Here is a 19240-nt window from a genome sequence, read left to right as displayed (position 1 = left end):
CTTTCAGGTGAATTGAACGGCGATGTGTTGCGGTACGGCGATGGGGATCTCCAGCAGCTGCTGGGCGAAGGCCTTGCCTTGCGGGTCGATGCGCAGGCTGGCGATACCGCCGCCGCCCAGGGCGTTCTCCAGCAGGAAGTTCAGGCTATGGCTGCCGGGCAGGTACCAGCGCTCGACGCGACCGTGGAGGGGGTCGAGTACGTGGCTCATCCAGTCGACGATCACGGCCGGGGTCAGCGCTTCGGCGATCCACGGCAGGTACTCGGGCTGGCGGGCGATCACGCCGATATTGCTGTGGTTACCCTTGTCGCCAGAGCGCGCCACCGCCAGCTTTACCAGCGGCACGCTGGCGTCGGCGCGGCCTTGGGGCCTGGGCGGGTCGATGGGCGCGACGGGTGTGCCGAGTGCGTGAACGGCGGGCAGGGGGCAGGCGTGGCGCTCGCCTTGGAAGTCGATCTGCACTTCACAGGCGCACTTGTCGATCAGGAACGAGAACAATCGAATCAGCGGATACACCGTTGGCCGCCCGCCGACGATGCCGGTCAGCCCCGGCGCCATGCCGGTGGCGGCCTGGGCGATCTCCCGGGCGAACAGCACCAGTGCCTGTTTGCTCGGGTGCCGCACCGCCAGTTTCAGCACCACCTCGCGGCAGTCGTGGCGCTGGGCGTGGGCGCCATAGGTGGCTTCGCTGCCGAGCAATTCGATATTGACCTCGGTGTAGGGCCCCCAGCCGCGCTGGCTGAACAGTTCGCTGGTCTTGTTGATGATCGCCTGGCTGACCCGTTCGGCCTTGGCCACCGCATCGATTCCGGCGAGCAGGCAACTGGCGGTGCAGCGGAAGCCGTCGGGGTAGGTGGCGCTGACCTTGTATTGGTCGGTCGGCGGCATGCCTTTGGCGCCGCGCAGGTGAACCCGGTTGTCGCCGTGTTGCTGCAACGTGACCTGGCTGAAATCGCAGATCACGTCGGGCAACAGATATGCGCGCGGGTCACCGATTTCGTAGAGCAATTGCTCGGCCACGCTGAGTTCGTTGATCAGCCCGCCGGTGCCGTCGACCTTGCTCACGGTGAACTGGCCGTCGGCGCTGACCTCGACGATGGGGAAACCGATGTGTTCATAGTCCGGCACGTCGCGCCAGTCGGTGAAATTACCGCCGGTGCACTGCGCGCCGCATTCGATGATATGCCCGGCCAGGGCGGCTTGGGCCAGGTGGTCGTAGTCGTGCCATGACCAGTTGAATGCATGCACCAACGCCGCGCTGACCACCGCGCTGTCGACCACCCGCCCGGTAATGACGATATCGGCGCCCAGCGCCAGCGCCTGGCTGATGCCCGGCGCGCCGAGGTAGGCATTGGCGGACACACACATCGGTGGCAGCGGTGCGCCGGTGAACATATCGGTGATGCCGTGCAGGTGCTTGAGTTGGGGGTGCAGGTCATCGCCGAGCAGCACGGCGATTTTCAGCGGGATGTGCGCGGTGTCGCAGGCCGCTTGCAGGGCAGCGGCGCAGGCGCGGGGGTTGATGCCGCCGGCATTGCTGATCACGCGGATGCCCTGGGCCTGGATATCGGCCAGCAGGGGCGTGAGCACCTCGACAAAATCCGTGGCGTAGCCGGCCTGGGGATCTTTCATGCGGGCGCCGGCGAGGATCGACAGGGTGACTTCCGCCAGGTAGTCGAAGACCAGGTAATCCAGCGCGCCACCTTGCACCAGTTGGGCGGCGGCGGTGCAGGTGTCGCCCCAGAAGGCGCTGGCGCAGCCGATACGAACCGTCTTGCTCATGAGAAATCCTTCCTCGAATGGCTGGCACCGAGACTACCAAGCAAGCGCTTGGTTTGTAAACGCCCGGCACTAGTTTTGGCCAAGCGCTTGCTTGGGTGACTGGCACGGCCTAAATTGCCGCCCAAGACGTCAGTAGAAGTAAAGGAGAGCAGCGTGGATGAGCAAAAAGCCCAACGGGTGATGCGCACCATGGTCGACGGCGGCCAGTTGACCGACCCCGACAGCGCCCGGGGCAAGTTGCTGCAGACCGCAGCCCACCTGTTTCGCAACAAGGGCTTCGAGCGCACCACCGTGCGCGACCTGGCCAGTGCGGTGGGCATTCAGTCCGGCAGCATCTTTCATCACTTCAAGAGCAAGGACGAGATCCTGCGCGCGGTGATGGAAGAAACCATCCACTTCAACCTGGCGATGATGCGCGCTTCGCTGGAAGAGGCGAGCACCGTGCGCGAACGCGTGCTGGCGCTGATTCGCTGTGAATTGCAGTCGATCATGGGCGGCAGCGGCGAGGCTATGGCGGTACTGGTGTATGAATGGCGCTCGCTGTCGGCTGAAGGCCAGGCCCGGGTGCTGGCCCTGCGTGATATTTACGAAGACCTCTGGCTGCAAGTGCTGGGCGAGGCCAAGGCGGCGGGCTATATCAGGGGCGATGTGTTTATTGCCCGACGCTTCCTGACCGGTGCATTGTCCTGGACCACCACCTGGTTCCGCGCCGAGGGCAGCCTGACGCTTGAGCAGTTGGCCGAAGAAGCGTTGCTGATGATTCTGAACGCCGACTGAGGCGCAAGCTATTAATTTGCCGATGGAAAGTTGTCTCGCCAGATAAAAACGCCTAGCTTATCGACATCGACGTGTTGAACGGTGTGTGCCTTGATGTTTATGCCATGGCGGCTGGCTGCAGGACTGACTTTATGGGCGCTCGGCACCGCAGCGGGGATGCCGGCTTCGGCTGCGCAACTGGTGCGTATCGGCGCGGCGCATTTCCCGCCTTACACCGTGCGCCCGGAGCAGGGCGCCGACACCGGCTTGCTGCCGCAACTGGTCGAGGCCCTGAACGCCTCGCAGACCGATTACCAGTTTGTGCTGGTACCCACCTCCATCCCGCGGCGCTTCCGCGATTTCGAACAAGGCCGGATCGACATGGCCATCTTCGAAAACCCCAACTGGGGGTGGCAGGACATCCCCCATACGGCTGTCGACATGGGCCTGGAAGATGCGGAAGTTTTCGTCGCCGAACGCAAGCCCGGTCGTGAACAGCGCTATTTCGCCGACCTGGATGGCAAACGCCTGGCGGTGTTCAGTGGTTATCACTACGCCTTTGCCAACTTCAACCCCGACCCCAGGTACATGGCCGAGCACTTCAACGCTACGTTGACCTACTCCCACGACAGCAACCTGCTGATGGTCGCTCGCGACCGTGCAGACATCGCCTTGGTGACCCGTTCGTACCTGAGTGACTTCATGGTGCGCAATGCCGATATGGCCGGGCAGTTCCTGGTCTCGGAACGCATCGACCAGCTGTATCACCACTATGCGTTGCTGCGGCCCAGGGCACCGATCAGCGGCGAGGCATTTTCCGCATTGCTCAAGCGTCTGCGCGACGATGGCCAGATGTTGAAGATTTTCGAGCCCTACCGCATCGATGTAATGGCGGTGCCTTGATCGGCTAAATTTCCGCCCGCGGCTCACGTCACTTCTCTATCTGTCGACGAGTGTGAGCCCTCTCCATGTCCAATCTGAATGACCTGTCGGTCTTGCCGTTGCCGGCCGGGCCGGCCTTGAACGCCGATGAAACCGACAGCCACCTGAGCCTGACCCTGGAAGGCCAGCCATTGGCACGCTTGCGCCTGGAGCGCGGCGATGAGCTGCATGTGCACTTGCAGAACGTCGGCGAGGTGCCGACCGCGCGGGCCTTGTGGGCCGCCTGCTACTGGTTGTTCGTCAGGGAGCCCGCGCGGCAGCGCCTGGCCTGGCACCTTGAACATGCGCCCGAGGATGCCTTGCGCAGCGGGTTGCTGCGGGCCACCGAGATCGCCGGGCAGTATGGCTGTGAACGCACCCTGTTCTGGCAGTTGCCCCAGCCGTGGCTTGGGCCATCGCTCCGTGGCAATTACCCGCAACAGATGATCATCAGTGCCGGCAAGCGCCACCCCGCCCGTGAGCCGAAGCCTCGCGGTGAGGTGTACCGTCGTTTCGATGCGCGCCTGGGGGCGTGGATTTCCCTGCGCACCGTTGAGATTGATGTCGACCTGGCGCGCTTCCATCGCTGGCAGAACAGTGCGCGGGTGGCGAGTTTCTGGCAGGAAAGCGGCAGCCTGGAGCAGCACCGGGACTATCTGCACACGCTGGAGGCCGACCCGCACACCCTCACGCTGATCGGCTGTTTCGATGATGAACCCTTCGCGTATTTTGAAGCCTACTGGGCCAAGGAAGACCGAATCGCACCGTTCTACGATGCCGGTGACTACGACCGTGGCATTCACATGCTGGTGGGCGAGGAGCATCATCGCGGCCCGCACAAGGTCGCCAGTTGGCTGTCGGCGCTGGTGCACTACCTGTTCCTGGATGACCCGCGCACCCAGCGCGTGGTCGCTGAGCCCCGCGCCGACAACGCGAAGATGATTGGCCATATGCACAGCCAGTGTTTTCACTGTGAAAAGGAATTCGACTTCCCGCACAAGCGCGCGGCGCTGATGATTCTGGGGCGGGAGCGGTTTTTTGAGCAGTGCGCATTAGTGTGAAGTGCCGCTGATCGTTCCCGCTTCGGGAGCGATCAGCGGGTGCTCAGACCCGCCGTGCAAAGGTATCGCTGTGGTTGCCCGAGACCTTGCGGCAATGCACCAGGGCATCGCGAATCATGAAGTTCACCAGCGTCGGTGACACCCCCAGTTCCTTGGCGATGTCCTTTTGCGGCACGCCGTGCAGGCGGTACATCTCGAATGCGTAGCGGGTGCGTTGGGGCAGCTCCGTCAGGGCATCGGCGATGTTTTCCAGGGTATTGAAATTGATGTGGGAGGTTTCCGGTGAAGCACCGTGAATAACCACATTCAAGCCTTCTTCTTCGGTCCCGGAGTATTTGAGCTCCAGCGCCTGCTTGCGGTAGTGATCGATCGCCAGGTTGCGCACGATCTGGAACAGATAGCTCAACTGGGCCTTGAACGACGACGTGATCGTCGGTGCCGAGTGCAGTCGGAAATAGGCGTCCTGCACCACGTCTTCGGCACGGGAGCGGCACCCGGTAATGCGTGCCGCAATCTTCACCAGAATCAGCCGATTGTCGACGAATGCCTGGAGAAGGGGTGAGTCGCACCTGCCTGTGGATACTTGTTCCGTCATGGAAATCACCTTGTTGCAAAAGAGGGTGGGGGGAGGGCGTCCTTGCTGAGGCCTCCTACACATCGGGCAACAAATTATGCTTAATGATAATTATTGTCAAATGAGAAAGAGAACTGATCTTGCGCTTTCTTGCCGGGGGCGCCCAGCTTCTGGCGTTCCCCGGCGACTAATTATTTGCTGGTGCCGTCCGTTCTTCTGGGTGACAGGTCCGTTAGCGAACGGCCAAGGATCAGCACCCGCAGGAGGGCGAAATGGGTTTTTACCGTGCACACAGCGTGTTTCAGTCTGGAGTCCTGGTTTGATGAGTACGCCAACACGACTGCGCCTGTTCTGCCTGCCCTATTCAGGCGCCAGTGCCATGGTTTACATGCGTTGGCGGCGCCTCCTGCCGGACTGGTTGCAGGTCTGCCCGCTGGAATTGCCCGGTCGTGGCATGCGCATGGACGAGCCCTTGCAGCGCGACATTCAGGCCCTGGCCGCGCAACTTGCGGATGAAATCAGCCACGACCTGAATGGCCCGTACGCCCTGTTCGGCCACAGCCTCGGTGGCCTGCTGGCCTTTGAATTGGCTCATGCGTTGAACGCGCGCAATCTGCCGGCGCCGCTGGCGTTGTTTGCTTCCGGCACTGCCGGCCCGGCGCACCGCGATGTCAGCGAATACGCGCTTGAAAAGACCGACGCGCAATTGATCGCCCGTCTGCGCGAACTGCAGGGTACCGCCGAGGAAGCCCTGGCCAACCCCGAATTGATGCACCTGATGCTGCCGATCCTGCGCGCCGATTTCCTGCTCTGCGGCAGTTTCACCTATGGCCAGCGCGAGCCGCTGGGCGTGCCGATCCATGTCTTGGGCGGCAAACAGGACAGCGTGCGCGCCGACCAATTGCTCGACTGGCAACTTGAGGCCGCCAGCGGCTTTTCCCTCGACATGTTCGACGGTCACCACTTCTTCCTCATGCAGCACGAAAGCGCCGTATTGCGCTGCGTGCGGCGCTACGCCGATGAACACCTGGCCCGCTGGCGCAATGGCGCGGCGCGGCAACTGGCTGCCGGCTGACAGCCCTTCACTTCTCGACTTTCCCGTAAGCCGATTTCAGGCAGGAACCCCATGATGGACGCCTTCGAACTCCCCCGCACCCTGGTCCAGTCCCTTCAACGTCGCGCCGCGCAGACCCCGGACCAGGTCGCCCTGCGCTTCCTCGCCGAGACCGCTGAGCACAGCGTGGTGCTCAGTTATCGTGACCTGGACCAACGTGCGCGCACCATCGCCGCGGCCCTCCAGGCCAATGCCGAACCAGGCGACCGCGCGGTGCTGTTGTTCCCCAGCGGCCCGGACTACGTCGCGGCGTTCTTTGGTTGCCTGTACGCCGGGGTGATCGCGGTGCCGGCCTACCCGCCGGAGTCCAGCCGTCGCCATCACCAGGAACGTTTGTTGTCGATCATCGGTGACGCTGAACCGCGCCTGCTGCTGACCATTGCCAGCCTCGAGGATGGCCTGGCGCAGATCGAAAACGCGCCGCCGCTGATCAGCGTCGACACCCTCGATGCGCAGCTTGCCGGTGCCTGGGCCGCGCCCGAGCCGCAGCCCGACGACATCGCCTTCCTGCAATACACCTCCGGTTCCACCGCGCTGCCCAAGGGCGTGCAGGTCAGCCACGGCAACCTGGTGGCCAACGAAGTGCTGATCCGTCGTGGGTTTGGCATCGATCTCAACCCCGACGACGTGATCGTCAGCTGGCTGCCGCTGTACCACGACATGGGTCTGATCGGCGGCCTGCTGCAACCGATCTTCAGTGGCGTGCCCTGCGTGCTGATGTCGCCGGCCTACTTTCTCGGTCGCCCGTTGCGTTGGCTGGAAGCGATCAGCGAATACGGCGGCACCATCAGCGGCGGCCCGGATTTCGCCTACCGCCTGTGCAGCGAGCGGGTCAGCGAGTCGGCCCTGGAACGCCTGGATTTGAGCCGGTGGCGCGTGGCCTATTCCGGCTCCGAGCCGATTCGCCTCGACACCCTGGAACGCTTCGCCGAGAAGTTCGCCGCCTGCGGTTTCAGCTCGAACCATTTCTTTGCCTCCTATGGCCTGGCCGAGGCGACGCTGTTTGTCGCCGGTGGCAGCCGTGGCCACGGCATTCCGGCGTTGCGGGTCGACGAACAGGCCCTGGCCGCCCACCGTGCAGCGCCGGGGCAGGGCAGGGCGATCATGAGTTGCGGCACCCGCCAGCCGGACCACGACGTGCTGATCGCCGATCCCCATACCCTCGACGCACTGGCCGACAACTGCATCGGTGAACTCTGGGCCACGGGCCCGAGCATCGCCCTGGGCTACTGGCGCAACCCTGAAGCCACCGCCAGCACCTTCGTCCAGCACGCCGGCCGCACCTGGCTGCGCACCGGCGACCTGGGCTTTATCCGCGACGGCCAGGTGTACATCACCGGGCGCCTCAAGGACCTGCTGATCGTGCGCGGCCACAACCTCTACCCCCAGGACATCGAACAGACCATCGAGCGCGAAGTGGAAGTGGTGCGCAAGGGCCGGGTCGCGGCGTTTGCCGTCAACGACCAGGGCCACGAAGGCATCGGTATCGCCGCCGAGATCAGCCGCAGCGTGCAGAAAATCCTGCCGCCCGAGGCGCTGATCAAGGCCATCCGCCAAGCGGTGGCCGAGGCTTATCAAGAGGCGCCGTGCGTGGTGGTGTTGCTCAACCCCGGCGCGTTGCCCAAGACCTCCAGCGGTAAGCTGCAGCGCGCGGCCTGCGCGTTGCGTCATGCCGATGGCAGCCTCGACAGCTACGCGCGTTACCCCGAGCTGCACGTGCCGGCAGGCGACGCGGTGCTGGAACCCGAGCTGCACAGCCAGGTCGCCGCGATCTGGTGTGAGCAGTTGCAGCTGGCAAGCGTCGCCGCCGACGATCACTTCTTCCTGCTCGGTGGCAACTCCATCACCGCCACCCAGGTGGTTGCGCGTTTGCGTGAAACCCTGGGCCTGGAACTGAACCTGCGCATGCTGTTCGAGGCGCCCACACTGTCGGCGTTTGCCGCCAACGTGGCGCAGTTGCAGCAGGACGGTGGCGTGGCCCAAGGCGCCATCCACAGGCTGTCGCGCCAGGACGAACTGCCGCAATCCCTGGCCCAGAACCGCCTGTGGATCACCTGGCAGCTCGACCCAGGGAGTCGCGCCTACACCATCCCCGGCGCATTGCGCCTGCGCGGCGCGTTGGATGAAGACGCGGTGCGCTCAAGCTTCCAGCACCTGGTCCAGCGCCACGAAGCCCTGCGCACACGCTTCTACGAGCGCGACGGCCAAGGATTCCAGCGCATCGATGCCAACGCGGATTTCGAGCTGCAAGTCATCGACCTCAGCGACCTGCCCGCCGCCGAACGTGAAGCCCGCGCACAGCAGGTCCGTGAAGACGCAGCGCACACTCAGTTCGACCTGGAAAAGGGCCCGCTGCTGCGGGTGACCCTGGTTCGCCTGGACGATGACGATCATCAGTTGCTGGTGACGCTGCACCACATCATCGCTGATGGCTGGTCGCTGAATATCCTTATCGACGAATTCTCGCGGCTGTACGCCGGCGCTTCCCAGGGCCAGGCCGTGGAACTGCCGCCCCTGGCCCTGCAATACGCCGACTACGGCAGCTGGCAGCGCCAATGGCTGGCCGAAGGTGAAGGCCAGCGGCAATTGGCGTACTGGAAGGCGCAGCTGGGGGACGAGCACCCCTCGCTCGGCCTGGCCACCGACCACCCGCGCGCGGCGCAGCAGCTGCACAGCGCCTCGCGGCACAGTGTGCGCCTGGACGCAGGCCTCAGCGAAGCGCTGCGCCAGACCGCCCAGGCCAATGAGTCCACACCGTTCATGCTGTTGCTGGCGGCGTTCCAGACCTTGCTCTACCGCTACAGCGGCCAGCGCGATATCCGCATTGGCGTGCCCAGCGCCAACCGTCCACGCCAGGCCACCCAGGGCCTGGTCGGCTTCTTTATCAACACCCTGGTGCTGCGCGCCGAGCTGGACGGGCGCCTGCCCTTCAACCAGTTGCTGGCCGCCACCCGCGAGACGGCACTCGGCGCCCAGGCCCATCAGGACCTGCCGTTCGAACAACTGCTGGAGGCCTTCCCCCAGGCCCGCGAGCAGGGCCTGTTCCAGGTCATGTTCAACCACCAGCAACGCGACCTCGGTGCCCTGCGCCGCCTGCCGGGCCTGCTCGCCGATGAACTGCCGTGGCACAGCCGCGCAGCCAAGTTCGACCTGCAACTGCACAGCGAAGAAGACCGCAACGGGCGCCTGAGCCTGTCGTTCGACTACGCCGACGAACTGTTTGACCGCGCCACTATCGAGCGCCTGGCCGGGCACTTCATCCACCTGCTGCATGCCGTTTGCGCGCAACCGCAACTGGCCATCGGTGACCTCCCGCTGATGCGCCAAGACGAACAACAGCCGTGGAGCCAGGCCCCGTGCGCGCCGGCCCGACAGTGGCTGCCCGAACAGCTCAACCAGCCCTTGACGGACCGCCCCGCGCTGGTCTGGCAGGGCGGCAGCCTGAGCGTCGCGCAACTGCACACCCAGGCCAACCGCCTGGCCCATTACCTGCGCGACAAAGGTGTCGGCCCGGACGTGTGCGTGGCCATCGCCGCCGAACGCTCGCCGGGCCTGTTGATCGGCCTGCTGGCGATCATCAAGGCCGGCGGCGCCTATGTGCCGCTGGACCCGGATTACCCCGCCGAGCGCCTGGCCTACATGCTCAAGGACAGCGGCGTGCACCTGCTGCTGACCCAGACCGCGTTGCTCGAGCGCCTGCCGACCGCCGAAGGCGTATGCGTGATCGCCATGGACAGCCTGCACCTCGACAGTTGGCCGACCCAACCACCGCGCCTGCACCTGGAGGGCGACAACCTTGCCTATGTGATCTACACCTCCGGCTCCACCGGCCAGCCCAAGGGTGTGGGCAATACCCATGCGGCCCTGGCCGAGCGCTTGCAGTGGATGCAGGCCACGTACCCACTCGACGACAGCGACGTGCTGATGCAAAAGGCGCCGATCAGCTTTGACGTGTCGGTGTGGGAGTGTTTCTGGCCGTTGATCGCCGGCTGCCGCCTGGTGCTGGCCGGCCCAGGCGAGCACCGCGATCCCCATCGCCTTGCGCAACTGGTGCGCGAACATGGCGTGACCACCCTGCACTTTGTGCCGTCGCTGCTGCAGCTGTTTATCGACGAACCGTTGGCGGCCGAATGCACCAGCCTGCGCCGCCTGTTTTCCGGCGGCGAAGCCTTGCCGGCCGAACTGCGCAACCGCGTGTTGGCGCAGTTGCCGGCGGTGCAATTGCACAACCGTTATGGCCCCACCGAAACGGCGATCAACGTCACCCACTGGCACTGCCGGGCCGAGGATGGCGAGCGCTCGCCGATTGGCCGGCCGCTGGGCAATGTGATCTGCCGCGTCCTGGACGATCAGCTCAACCTGTTGCCGGCCGGCGTGCCGGGCGAATTGTGCATCGGCGGCATCGGCCTGGCGCGAGGGTATCTCGGGCGTGCCGGGCTCACCGCCGAGCGCTTTGTCGCCGACCCGTTGGGCGAGGCGGGCGCGCGTCTGTACCGCACGGGTGACCGCGTGCGCTGGAGCGCCGATGGCGTGCTCGAATACCTCGGCCGCCTCGATCAGCAGGTCAAGCTGCGCGGCTTGCGGGTGGAGCCCGAAGAAATCGAAGCGCGCATGCTGGCCCAGGACGGTATTGCCCAAGCGGTGGTGCTGGTGCGCCATGCCACGTTGATCGGCTACTACACGGCCAGCTCCACGCTGGACGAGCAGGCGCTGAAAGCCGCCCTGGCCGCCGAGCTGCCGGAATACATGGTGCCCGCGCAACTGATCCGCCTGGACGCCATGCCCCTGGGGCCCAGCGGCAAACTCGAGCGCCGCGCGCTGCCGGAACCGGTGTGGCACACCCGCGAACATGTCGAACCCGAAACCCCACTGCAACAGCAAATCGCAGCGATCTGGCGCGAGGTACTGGGCCTGACACGTATCGGCCTGCGCGACGACTTCTTCGCCCTTGGCGGCCACTCGTTGCTGGCCACGCAAATCATCTCGCGCACCCGCCAGGCCTGCGACGTCGAGCTGCCGTTGCGCGCCTTGTTCGACGCCAGCGAGCTGGGCGCCTTCGCCGCGCACGTCGGCCTGGTTCAGGCGTCGGGCCAGCGCAACCCCCACACCGCCATCGCCAGGGTCGACCGCAGCGCGCCTGTGCCGCTGTCCTACTCCCAGCAGCGCATGTGGTTTCTCTGGCAGCTGGAGCCGCACAGCCCGGCCTACAACGTCGGCGGCATGGCGCGTCTGCGTGGGGTACTGGATGTGGAGCGTTTCGAGGCGGCGTTGCAAGCCTTGATCATGCGCCACGAAACCCTGCGCACCACCTTCCCCAGCGTCGACGGCGTGGCCTGTCAAAAGGTCTCGCCGCAGACCGGCCTGCGCATGGCCTGGCAGGACATCTGCGGGCTGAATGAAACCGAGCGCCAGCAGCGCTTGCAGCAACTGGCCGATCACGAAGCCCACACACCCTTCAACCTGGAAACCGGGCCATTGCTGCGCGCATGCCTGGTCAAGGCCGGCGAGCAGGAACACTACCTGGTGCTGACCCTGCACCATATCGTTACCGAAGGCTGGGCCATGGACATCTTTGCCCGTGAACTCAGCGCGCTGTACGAAGCCTTTGTCGACGAGCGCGAGTCGCCGCTGGCACCGCTGCCGGTGCAATACCTCGACTACAGCGTGTGGCAACGCCAGTGGCTGGAGGCCGGTGAGCGCCAGCGCCAACTGCAATACTGGACCGCGCAACTGGGGCGCGAGCATCCCTTGCTGGAACTGCCGGGCGATCGTCCACGGCCACCGGTGCAAAGCCACCGGGGCGAGCTGTACCGTTTCGACTTGAGCGACGAGCTGGCCGCCCGCGTGCGTGCCTTCAATGCTGAACGCGGCCTGACCCTGTTCATGACCATGACCGCCACCCTGGCAGTGTTGCTCTACCGCTACAGCGGCCAGACCGACCTGCGTATCGGCGCCCCCGTGGCCAACCGCATTCGCCCGGAAAGCGAAGGGCTGATCGGCGCGTTCCTCAACACCCAGGTGCTGCGTTGCCAGCTCAACGGGCAGATGAGTGTCGGCGAGTTGTTCGAGCACGTACGCCACACCGTGATCGAGGGCCAGTCCCACCAGGATCTGCCGTTCGACCATTTGGTGGAAGCGCTGCAACCACCGCGCAGTGCCGCTTACCACCCGCTGTTCCAGGTGATGTGCAACGTGCAGCGCTGGGAATTCCAGCAGAGCCGCCAACTGGCCGGCATGACCGTCGAGTACCTGGCCAACGATGCGCGCGCGACCAAGTTCGACCTCAACCTGGAAGTCACCGACCTCGACCATCGCCTGGGCTGCTGCCTGACCTACAGCACCGACCTGTTCGACGAACCGCGTATCGCGCGCATGGCCGAGCATTGGCGCAACCTGTTGCAAGCGTTGATCGCGGGCCCCGAGCAGCGCCTCGGCGAACTGCCGTTGCTGAGCGCCACCGAGCAGCGCGCGTTGCAGCGCAGCCTGGGTGTGGAAGCCGGCGAGCATCGCCTCGATCAGTGCCTCCATCCACTGTTCAGCCAGCAGGCCGTTAATCGTCCCGAAGCCCCGGCCCTGACCTTTGCAGGGGTTACCCTCACCTACGCCGAACTGAACGCCCGCGCCAATCGTCTGGCCTGGATGCTGCGCGAACGCGGCGTGGGCCCGCAGGTGCGGGTCGGCCTGGCGCTGCCACGCTCGCTGGAGATGGTCATCGGCCTGCTGGCGATCCTCAAGGCCGGCGGCGCCTATGTGCCGCTGGACCCGGAATACCCGCTGGACCGCCTGCACTACATGATCGAGGACAGCGGCATCGGCCTGCTGCTCGGTGATGCGGCAATGTTCGAAGCCCTCGGCGAACTGCCGGCCGCCCTGGCGTGCTGGTGCCTGGAAGACGACCTGCCGGTGCTGGCCAATTACCCGGCCGACGAGTTGCCGTTTATCAGCCTGCCGCAACACCCGGCGTACCTGATCTACACCTCCGGCTCCACCGGCAAACCGAAGGGCGTGGTGGTGGCCCACGGTGAAATCGCCATGCATTGCCAGGCCGTGATCGAACGCTTCGGCATGCGCCCGGACGACTGCGAACTGCACTTTTATTCGATCAACTTCGACGCCGCCACCGAGCGTTTGCTGGTGCCGTTGCTCTGCGGTGCGCAGGTGGTGTTGCGGGCCCAGGGCCAGTGGGATGCCGAAGCCATCTGCGGCTTGATCCGCAGCCATCGCATCAGCGTGCTCGGCTTTACCCCGAGCTACGGCAGCCAGTTGGCGCAGTGGCTGGCGACCCAGCAGCAAACCCTGGCGGTGCGCATGTGCATCACAGGCGGTGAAGCGCTGACCGGCGAGCACCTGCAACGCATTCGCGCGGCGTTCCAGCCCGAGGTGTTTTTCAATGCCTATGGCCCGACCGAAACCGTGGTGATGCCGCTGGCCAGCCTGGCGCCGCAGCAGTTGGAGGAGGGCGCCGGCAGCGTGCCGATCGGCAGCGTTATCGGCAACCGCGTGGCGTATATTCTCGATGCTGACCTGGCCTTGGTGCCGCAAGGCACGACCGGCGAGCTGTACGTCGGTGGTGCCGGGCTGGCCCAGGGTTATCACCAGCGTGCGGGCATGACCGCGGAACGTTTCGTCGCCGACCCGTTCGCCACCCATGGCGGCCGTATGTACCGCACCGGCGACCTGGTGCGCCAACGCGCCGATGGCCTGGTGGAGTACCTGGGGCGTGTCGACCATCAGGTGAAGATTCGCGGTTTCCGCATTGAACTGGGCGAGATCGAAACCCGCCTGCTGGAACACGAAGCGGTGCGCGAAGCCGTGGTGCTGGCGCTGGATTCACCGAGTGGCAAGCAACTGGTGGCGTACCTGGCCAGCGATGCGGAGCACGGCGCATTGCGCGAGGCGCTCAAGGCCCATCTCAAGGCGCAGCTGCCGGGCTACATGGTCCCCGCGCATCTGATCGTGCTAGACAGCATGCCGCTGACCGCCAACGGCAAGCTCGACCGCCGCGCCTTGCCGCTGCCGGACCCCGAAGCCAATCGCCAACATTACGTGGCCCCGCGCAACACGCTGCAAAGCACGCTCGCTGCGATCTGGCGCACGGTGTTGAACGTGCGGCAGGTCGGCCTCGACGATAACTTCTTTGAACTGGGCGGCGACTCGATCCTGTCGATCCAGGTGGTCAGCCGCGCGCGGCAGGCGGGCATTCACTTCAGCCCCCGCGACCTGTTCCAGCACCAGACCGTGCAAACCCTGGCGGCGGTCGCCACGCGCTCTGCGCACGTCACCGCCGAGCAGGGGGTACTGACCGGCAGGTCGGGCCTCACGCCGATCCAGCATTGGTTCTTCGAAACCGCCATCCCGCATCGTCAGCACTGGAACCAGGCGCTGGTGTTCAAGCCCGTGCAACGGCTCGATCCCCAACGCCTGGAACGAGCACTGCTGGCGGTGCTGGAACACCACGACGCCCTGCGCCTGAGCTTCACCCAGCGCGACGCCCACTGGCACGCCGAGTATCTGGCCGTGCCCCAAGGCGGCGTGCTGATGCAGGCGCACGTGCACGAGATGGCGCAGTGCACCGCGCTGTTCACCGACACCCAGCGCAGCCTCGACCTGGAGCGCGGCCCGCTGCTGCGCGCGTTGCTGGTGGACGACCCGCAAGGTCAGCAACGCTTGCTGATCGCCATCCATCACCTGGTGGTGGACGGCGTGTCGTGGCGTGTTTGGCTCGAAGACCTGCAAACCGTCTACCGCCAGTTGAGCGAGGGCCAGTCGGTCAGCCTGCCGGCCAAGACCAGCGCGCTACGGGACTGGGCCGCACGCTTGCAGGCGTACGCCAACAGCGAATCCCTGCGCGAAGAGTTGAGCGTCTGGCAGGCCCAGTTGGCCGGCCCCGCCGTGGCGTTGCCGGTGGACCGTGCACAAGGCGCATTGCGCAACCGCGATGCCCAGACCGTCAGCGTGCGCCTGGATGCCGAGCATACCCGCCAGTTGCTGCAACACGCCCCAAGCGCCTACCGCACCCAGGTCAACGACCTGCTGCTGACCGCCCTGGCGCGCGTGTTGTGCCGCTGGAGCGGGCACGCTTCGGCGTTGATCCAACTGGAAGGCCATGGCCGCGAAACCCTGTTCGATGACATCGACCTGACCCGCAGCGTCGGCTGGTTTACCAGCGCTTATCCGTTGCGCCTGACCCCGCGGGCCGGGCAGGGCGATTCGATCAAGGCGATCAAGGAGCAACTGCGCAGCGTGCCGCACAAGGGCCTTGGCTACGGCGTGCTGCGCTACCTGGCGGACCCCCTGTGCCAGCAGGCCATGGCCGCGTTGCCCAGCGCCGACATCACCTTCAACTATCTCGGTCAGTTCGACCAGAGCTTCGGCCCCGATGCCCTGTTCCATCCGCTGGACGAACCGGCGGGCCTGGCCCATGACCCGGATGCGCCGCTGCCCAATGCGCTGAGCGTCGACAGCCAGGTGTACGGCGCAGAGCTGGTGCTGCGCTGGACCTTCAGCCGCGAACGTCATGATCAACAGACCATCCAGGCGCTGGCCGATGCCTACCTGAGCGAACTGCAAAGCCTGGTCGCCCATTGCCTGGCGGACGATGCCGGCGGCCTCACGCCGTCGGACTTCCCCCTGGCGCGCCTGACGCAAGCGCAACTCGATGCGCTGCCGGTGCCGGCGGGCGCCATCGAAGATGTCTACCCACTGACGCCGATGCAGGAGGGCCTGCTGCTGCACACCCTGCTGGAACCGGGCACCGGCCTGTACTACATGCAGGACCGCTACCGCATCAACAGCGCCCTGGACCCCGAGCGTTTCGCCCAGGCCTGGCAGGCGGTGATCGCCCGCCATGAAGCCCTGCGTGCATCGTTCTGCTGGAACGTCGGCGAAGACATGCTGCAAGTGATTCACAAGCCCGGCAATACGCCGATCGAGTACCTGGACTGGAGCAACGACCCGCAGGGCGAACACGAGCCGCGCCTGCAAGCGCTGCTTAAAGCCGAGCGCGAAGCCGGTTTCGATCTGCTCAACCAGGCACCCTTCCACCTGCGCCTGATCCGCGTGGGCGAGGCGCGCTACTGGTTCATGATGAGCAACCACCACATCCTCATCGATGCCTGGTGCCGTTCGTTGCTGATGAACGACTTCTTCGACCTCTACACGGCCCTCGGCGAAGGCCGCGACGCGCAACTGGCTACGCCGCCGCGCTACCGCGACTACATCGCCTGGCTGCAACGCCAGAACCTGGCCGAAGCACGCCAGTGGTGGCAGCAGAACCTGCAAGGTTTCGAGCGCACCACGCCGATCCCCAGTGACCGGCCGTTCTTGCGCGAACACGCCGGCCACAGCGGCGGCATGGTGGTGGGCGACTGCTACACCCGCCTGGATGCCCGCGACGGTGCGCAACTGCGCGAACTGGCCCAGGCCCATCAACTGACCGTGAACACCTTTGCCCAGGCGGCCTGGGCCCTGGTGCTGCGGCGCTTGAGCGGTGATCGCGATGTACTGTTCGGCGTCACCGTGGCCGGGCGCCCGGTAGACATGCCCGAGATGCAACGCACCGTCGGCCTGTTCATCAACAGCATTGCGCTGCGAGTGAAACTGCCTGAGGACGGCCAGCGCTGCAGCGTGCGTCAGTGGTTGAGCGCTTTGCTTGACAGCAACATGCAGCTGCGCGAGTACGAATACCTGCCGCTGGTGACCATCCAGGAGCACAGCGAACTGCCCAAGGGCCAGCCGCTGTTCGACAGCCTGTTCGTGTTCGAAAACGCTCCGGTGGAAACCTCGGTACTGGACCGTGCGCAAAGCCTGAACGCCACCTCGGACTCCGGCCGCACCCACACCAACTTCCCGCTGACCGCCGTGTGCTACCCCGGCGATGACCTCGGTTTGCACTTGTCCTACGACCAGCGCTATTTCGACGAAACCACCGTGCAAGGCATGCTCGGCGAGTTCAAGCGCCTGCTGCTGGCGCTGGTGCAGGGCTTCCACGGCGACATGGCCGACCTGCCGTTGTTGGGCGAGCAGGAACGTGAATTCCTGGTGGACGGCTGCAACCAGAGTGAACACGACTACCCGCTGGAGCGCAGCTATGTCGAGCTGTTCGAAGCCCGGGTGACACAGCATCCGCAGCGTATCGCCGCGCGTTGCCTGGATCAGCAGTGGACGTATGCCGAGCTGAACCGGCGCAGTAACGGCCTGGGCCATGCCCTGATCGCGGCGGGGGGCGGCCCGGACCAACCGGTGGCACTGCTGGCCGAGCGCAACCTGGACCTTTTGGGCATGATCATCGGCAGCTTCAAGGCCGGTGCCGGTTACCTGCCGCTGGACCCGGGCCTGCCGAGCCAGCGCCTGAGCCATATCATCGACCTGAGCCGTACACCGTTGCTGGTGTGCACCGAGGCGTGCCACGAGCAGGCGCTGGAACTGCTGGAGGCCTTCGCCTGCGCCCAGCGGCCGCAGCTGCTGGTGTGGGAAACACTGGCGGCATCGGCGCAGAATCCGGGTATCCATAGCGGCCCGGACAACCTCGCCTACGTGATCTACACCTCGGGCTCCACCGGCCTGCCCAAAGGGGTGATGGTCGAACAGCGCGGCATGCTCAATAACCAGTTGAGCAAAGTGCCGTACCTGGAGCTGAGCGAGGCGGATGTGATCGCACAAACCGCTTCGCAGAGCTTCGATATTTCCGTGTGGCAGTTCCTCGCCGCGCCGTTGTTCGGTGGGCGGGTGGATATTGTGCCGAACGCTCTCGCCCATGATCCCCAAGGCTTGCTGGCGCATGTACAGGCGCACGGCATCACGGTGCTGGAGAGTGTGCCGTCGCTGATCCAGGGCATGCTGGCCCAGGAGCGCATGCGCCTTGACGGTCTGCGCTGGATGTTGCCGACCGGTGAAGCGATGCCGCCGGAGTTGGCCCATCAGTGGCTGTTGCGTTACCCAGGCATTGGTTTGGTCAACGCTTACGGTCCGGCGGAATGCTCCGATGACGTGGCGTTCTTCCGCGTCGACCTGGCCTCGACCCGTGGCACTTACCTGCCGATTGGCACACCGACCGATAACAACCGCCTGTACCTGCTCGACGGTGCACTCGAACTGGTGCCCCAAGGCGCGGTGGGCGAGTTGTGCGTGGCCGGTACCGGTGTGGGGCGTGGCTACGTCAGCGATCCATTGCGCACCGCCCCGGTGTTTGTGCCGAACCCGTTCGGTGCACCGGGCGAGCGGCTGTACCGCAGCGGCGACCTGGCGCGTCGGCGCAGCGATGGCGTGCTGGAGTACGTCGGGCGTATCGACCACCAGGTGAAGATTCGTGGCTACCGCATCGAACTGGGGGAAATCGAAGCGCGCCTGCACGAGCAACCGCAGGTGCGCGATGCGGCCGTCGGCGTGCAGGACGGCGTCAACGGCAAGCACCTCGTCGGCTACCTGGTGGCGGCCGATGAATGCCTTGATCCAAGCGAGCACCTGGACCGCATCAAGCAACGCCTGCGCGCCGAACTGCCGGAATACATGGTGCCGCTGCACTGGCTGTGGCTCGAGCGCCTGCCGCTCAACGCCAACGGCAAACTCGACCGCAAGGCCCTGCCGGCCCTGGAGATCGGCCAGTTGCACAGCCAGGACTACCTGGCCCCGCGTAACGCGCTGGAAACTACCCTGGCCGCGATCTGGGCCGAGGTGCTCAAGGTCGAGCGGGTAGGAGTGCAGGACAACTTCTTCGAACTGGGTGGGCATTCGTTGCTAGCCACGCAGATTGCCTCGCGCGTGCAGAAAGCACTGCAACGCGACGTGCCATTGCGGGCGATGTTCGAGTGCGGCACGGTGGCGGAATTGGCCGAGTATATCGATGGGTTGGCAGTCAATGAGATCAGTGTGGAGAAGGTCGATCGCTTGAGTGATTTGATGGCGGAGTTGGAGGGGTTATAGCTACGGCCGTTAGTCGGAGAATTCGTGATTTTTATCAGAACTGTCAATTCTGACAGTAGGCAGGGGCGCCGCAGAAAATCACAGTAAGGGGAGAACCTCGGCCTCCGATGG

General features: G+C 65.1%; 7 protein-coding genes. 5 read left to right on the top strand and 2 right to left on the bottom strand.

Features of this window, described 5'->3' with window-relative positions; genetic code table 11:
- Positions 1–3 precede the first annotated feature (3 nt).
- Complete coding sequence (locus tag AB4O05_RS24030; RefSeq protein ID WP_460134940.1) at positions 4–1782, bottom strand: acyclic terpene utilization AtuA family protein; 1779 nt, start codon at positions 1780–1782, stop codon at positions 4–6.
- Between the two features lie 153 nt (positions 1783–1935).
- Between AB4O05_RS24030 and AB4O05_RS24025 the strand changes: the two genes are divergently transcribed.
- The 3 genes from AB4O05_RS24025 to AB4O05_RS24015 all read left to right on the top strand — a co-directional run bounded on the left by AB4O05_RS24025 (position 1936) and on the right by AB4O05_RS24015 (position 4520).
- Complete coding sequence (locus AB4O05_RS24025; RefSeq protein WP_460134941.1) at positions 1936–2559, top strand: TetR/AcrR family transcriptional regulator; 624 nt, start codon at positions 1936–1938, stop codon at positions 2557–2559.
- Positions 2560–2652: 93 nt separating this feature from the next.
- The gene (locus AB4O05_RS24020) at positions 2653–3441 is read left to right on the top strand and encodes a substrate-binding periplasmic protein (RefSeq protein WP_460134942.1); all 789 of its coding nucleotides are present in this window, start codon (positions 2653–2655) and stop codon (positions 3439–3441) included.
- A gap of 65 nt (positions 3442–3506) precedes the next feature.
- Positions 3507–4520, top strand: a complete 1014-nt coding sequence (locus AB4O05_RS24015) for a GNAT family N-acetyltransferase (RefSeq protein ID WP_460134943.1) — start codon at positions 3507–3509, stop codon at positions 4518–4520.
- Between the two features lie 43 nt (positions 4521–4563).
- Here the strand turns inward: AB4O05_RS24015 and AB4O05_RS24010 are convergent, their stop codons facing one another.
- Positions 4564–5115, bottom strand: coding sequence for an RNA polymerase factor sigma-70 (locus tag AB4O05_RS24010; protein WP_124359248.1), 552 nt, complete (start codon positions 5113–5115; stop codon positions 4564–4566).
- A gap of 301 nt (positions 5116–5416) precedes the next feature.
- On the opposite strand from AB4O05_RS24010, the gene AB4O05_RS24005 reads away from it, so the two are divergent.
- Both AB4O05_RS24005 and AB4O05_RS24000 read left to right on the top strand, forming a co-directional pair.
- Positions 5417–6169: a thioesterase II family protein gene (locus AB4O05_RS24005; protein ID WP_460134945.1), complete on the top strand. Its 753-nt coding sequence runs from the start codon at positions 5417–5419 to the stop codon at positions 6167–6169.
- A gap of 51 nt (positions 6170–6220) precedes the next feature.
- Complete coding sequence (locus AB4O05_RS24000; RefSeq protein ID WP_460134946.1) at positions 6221–19129, top strand: non-ribosomal peptide synthetase; 12909 nt, start codon at positions 6221–6223, stop codon at positions 19127–19129.
- The last annotated feature ends 111 nt before the right edge of the window (positions 19130–19240 follow it).

This window comes from Pseudomonas sp. S1_G07 (assembly GCF_054668565.1).
The sequence above is the reverse complement of the archived record's forward strand: the minus strand, read 5'-3'. Positions and strand labels throughout refer to the sequence as shown.

Coding starts and splice junctions, on each gene's coding strand:
- AB4O05_RS24005 (WP_460134945.1), top strand. CDS start 5,417: ATGAGTACGCCAACACGACTGCGCCTGTTCTGCCTGCCCTATTCAGGC.
- AB4O05_RS24015 (WP_460134943.1), top strand. CDS start 3,507: ATGTCCAATCTGAATGACCTGTCGGTCTTGCCGTTGCCGGCCGGGCCG.
- AB4O05_RS24000 (WP_460134946.1), top strand. CDS start 6,221: ATGATGGACGCCTTCGAACTCCCCCGCACCCTGGTCCAGTCCCTTCAA.
- AB4O05_RS24030 (WP_460134940.1), bottom strand. CDS start 1,782: ATGAGCAAGACGGTTCGTATCGGCTGCGCCAGCGCCTTCTGGGGCGAC.
- AB4O05_RS24020 (WP_460134942.1), top strand. CDS start 2,653: ATGTTTATGCCATGGCGGCTGGCTGCAGGACTGACTTTATGGGCGCTC.
- AB4O05_RS24010 (WP_124359248.1), bottom strand. CDS start 5,115: ATGACGGAACAAGTATCCACAGGCAGGTGCGACTCACCCCTTCTCCAG.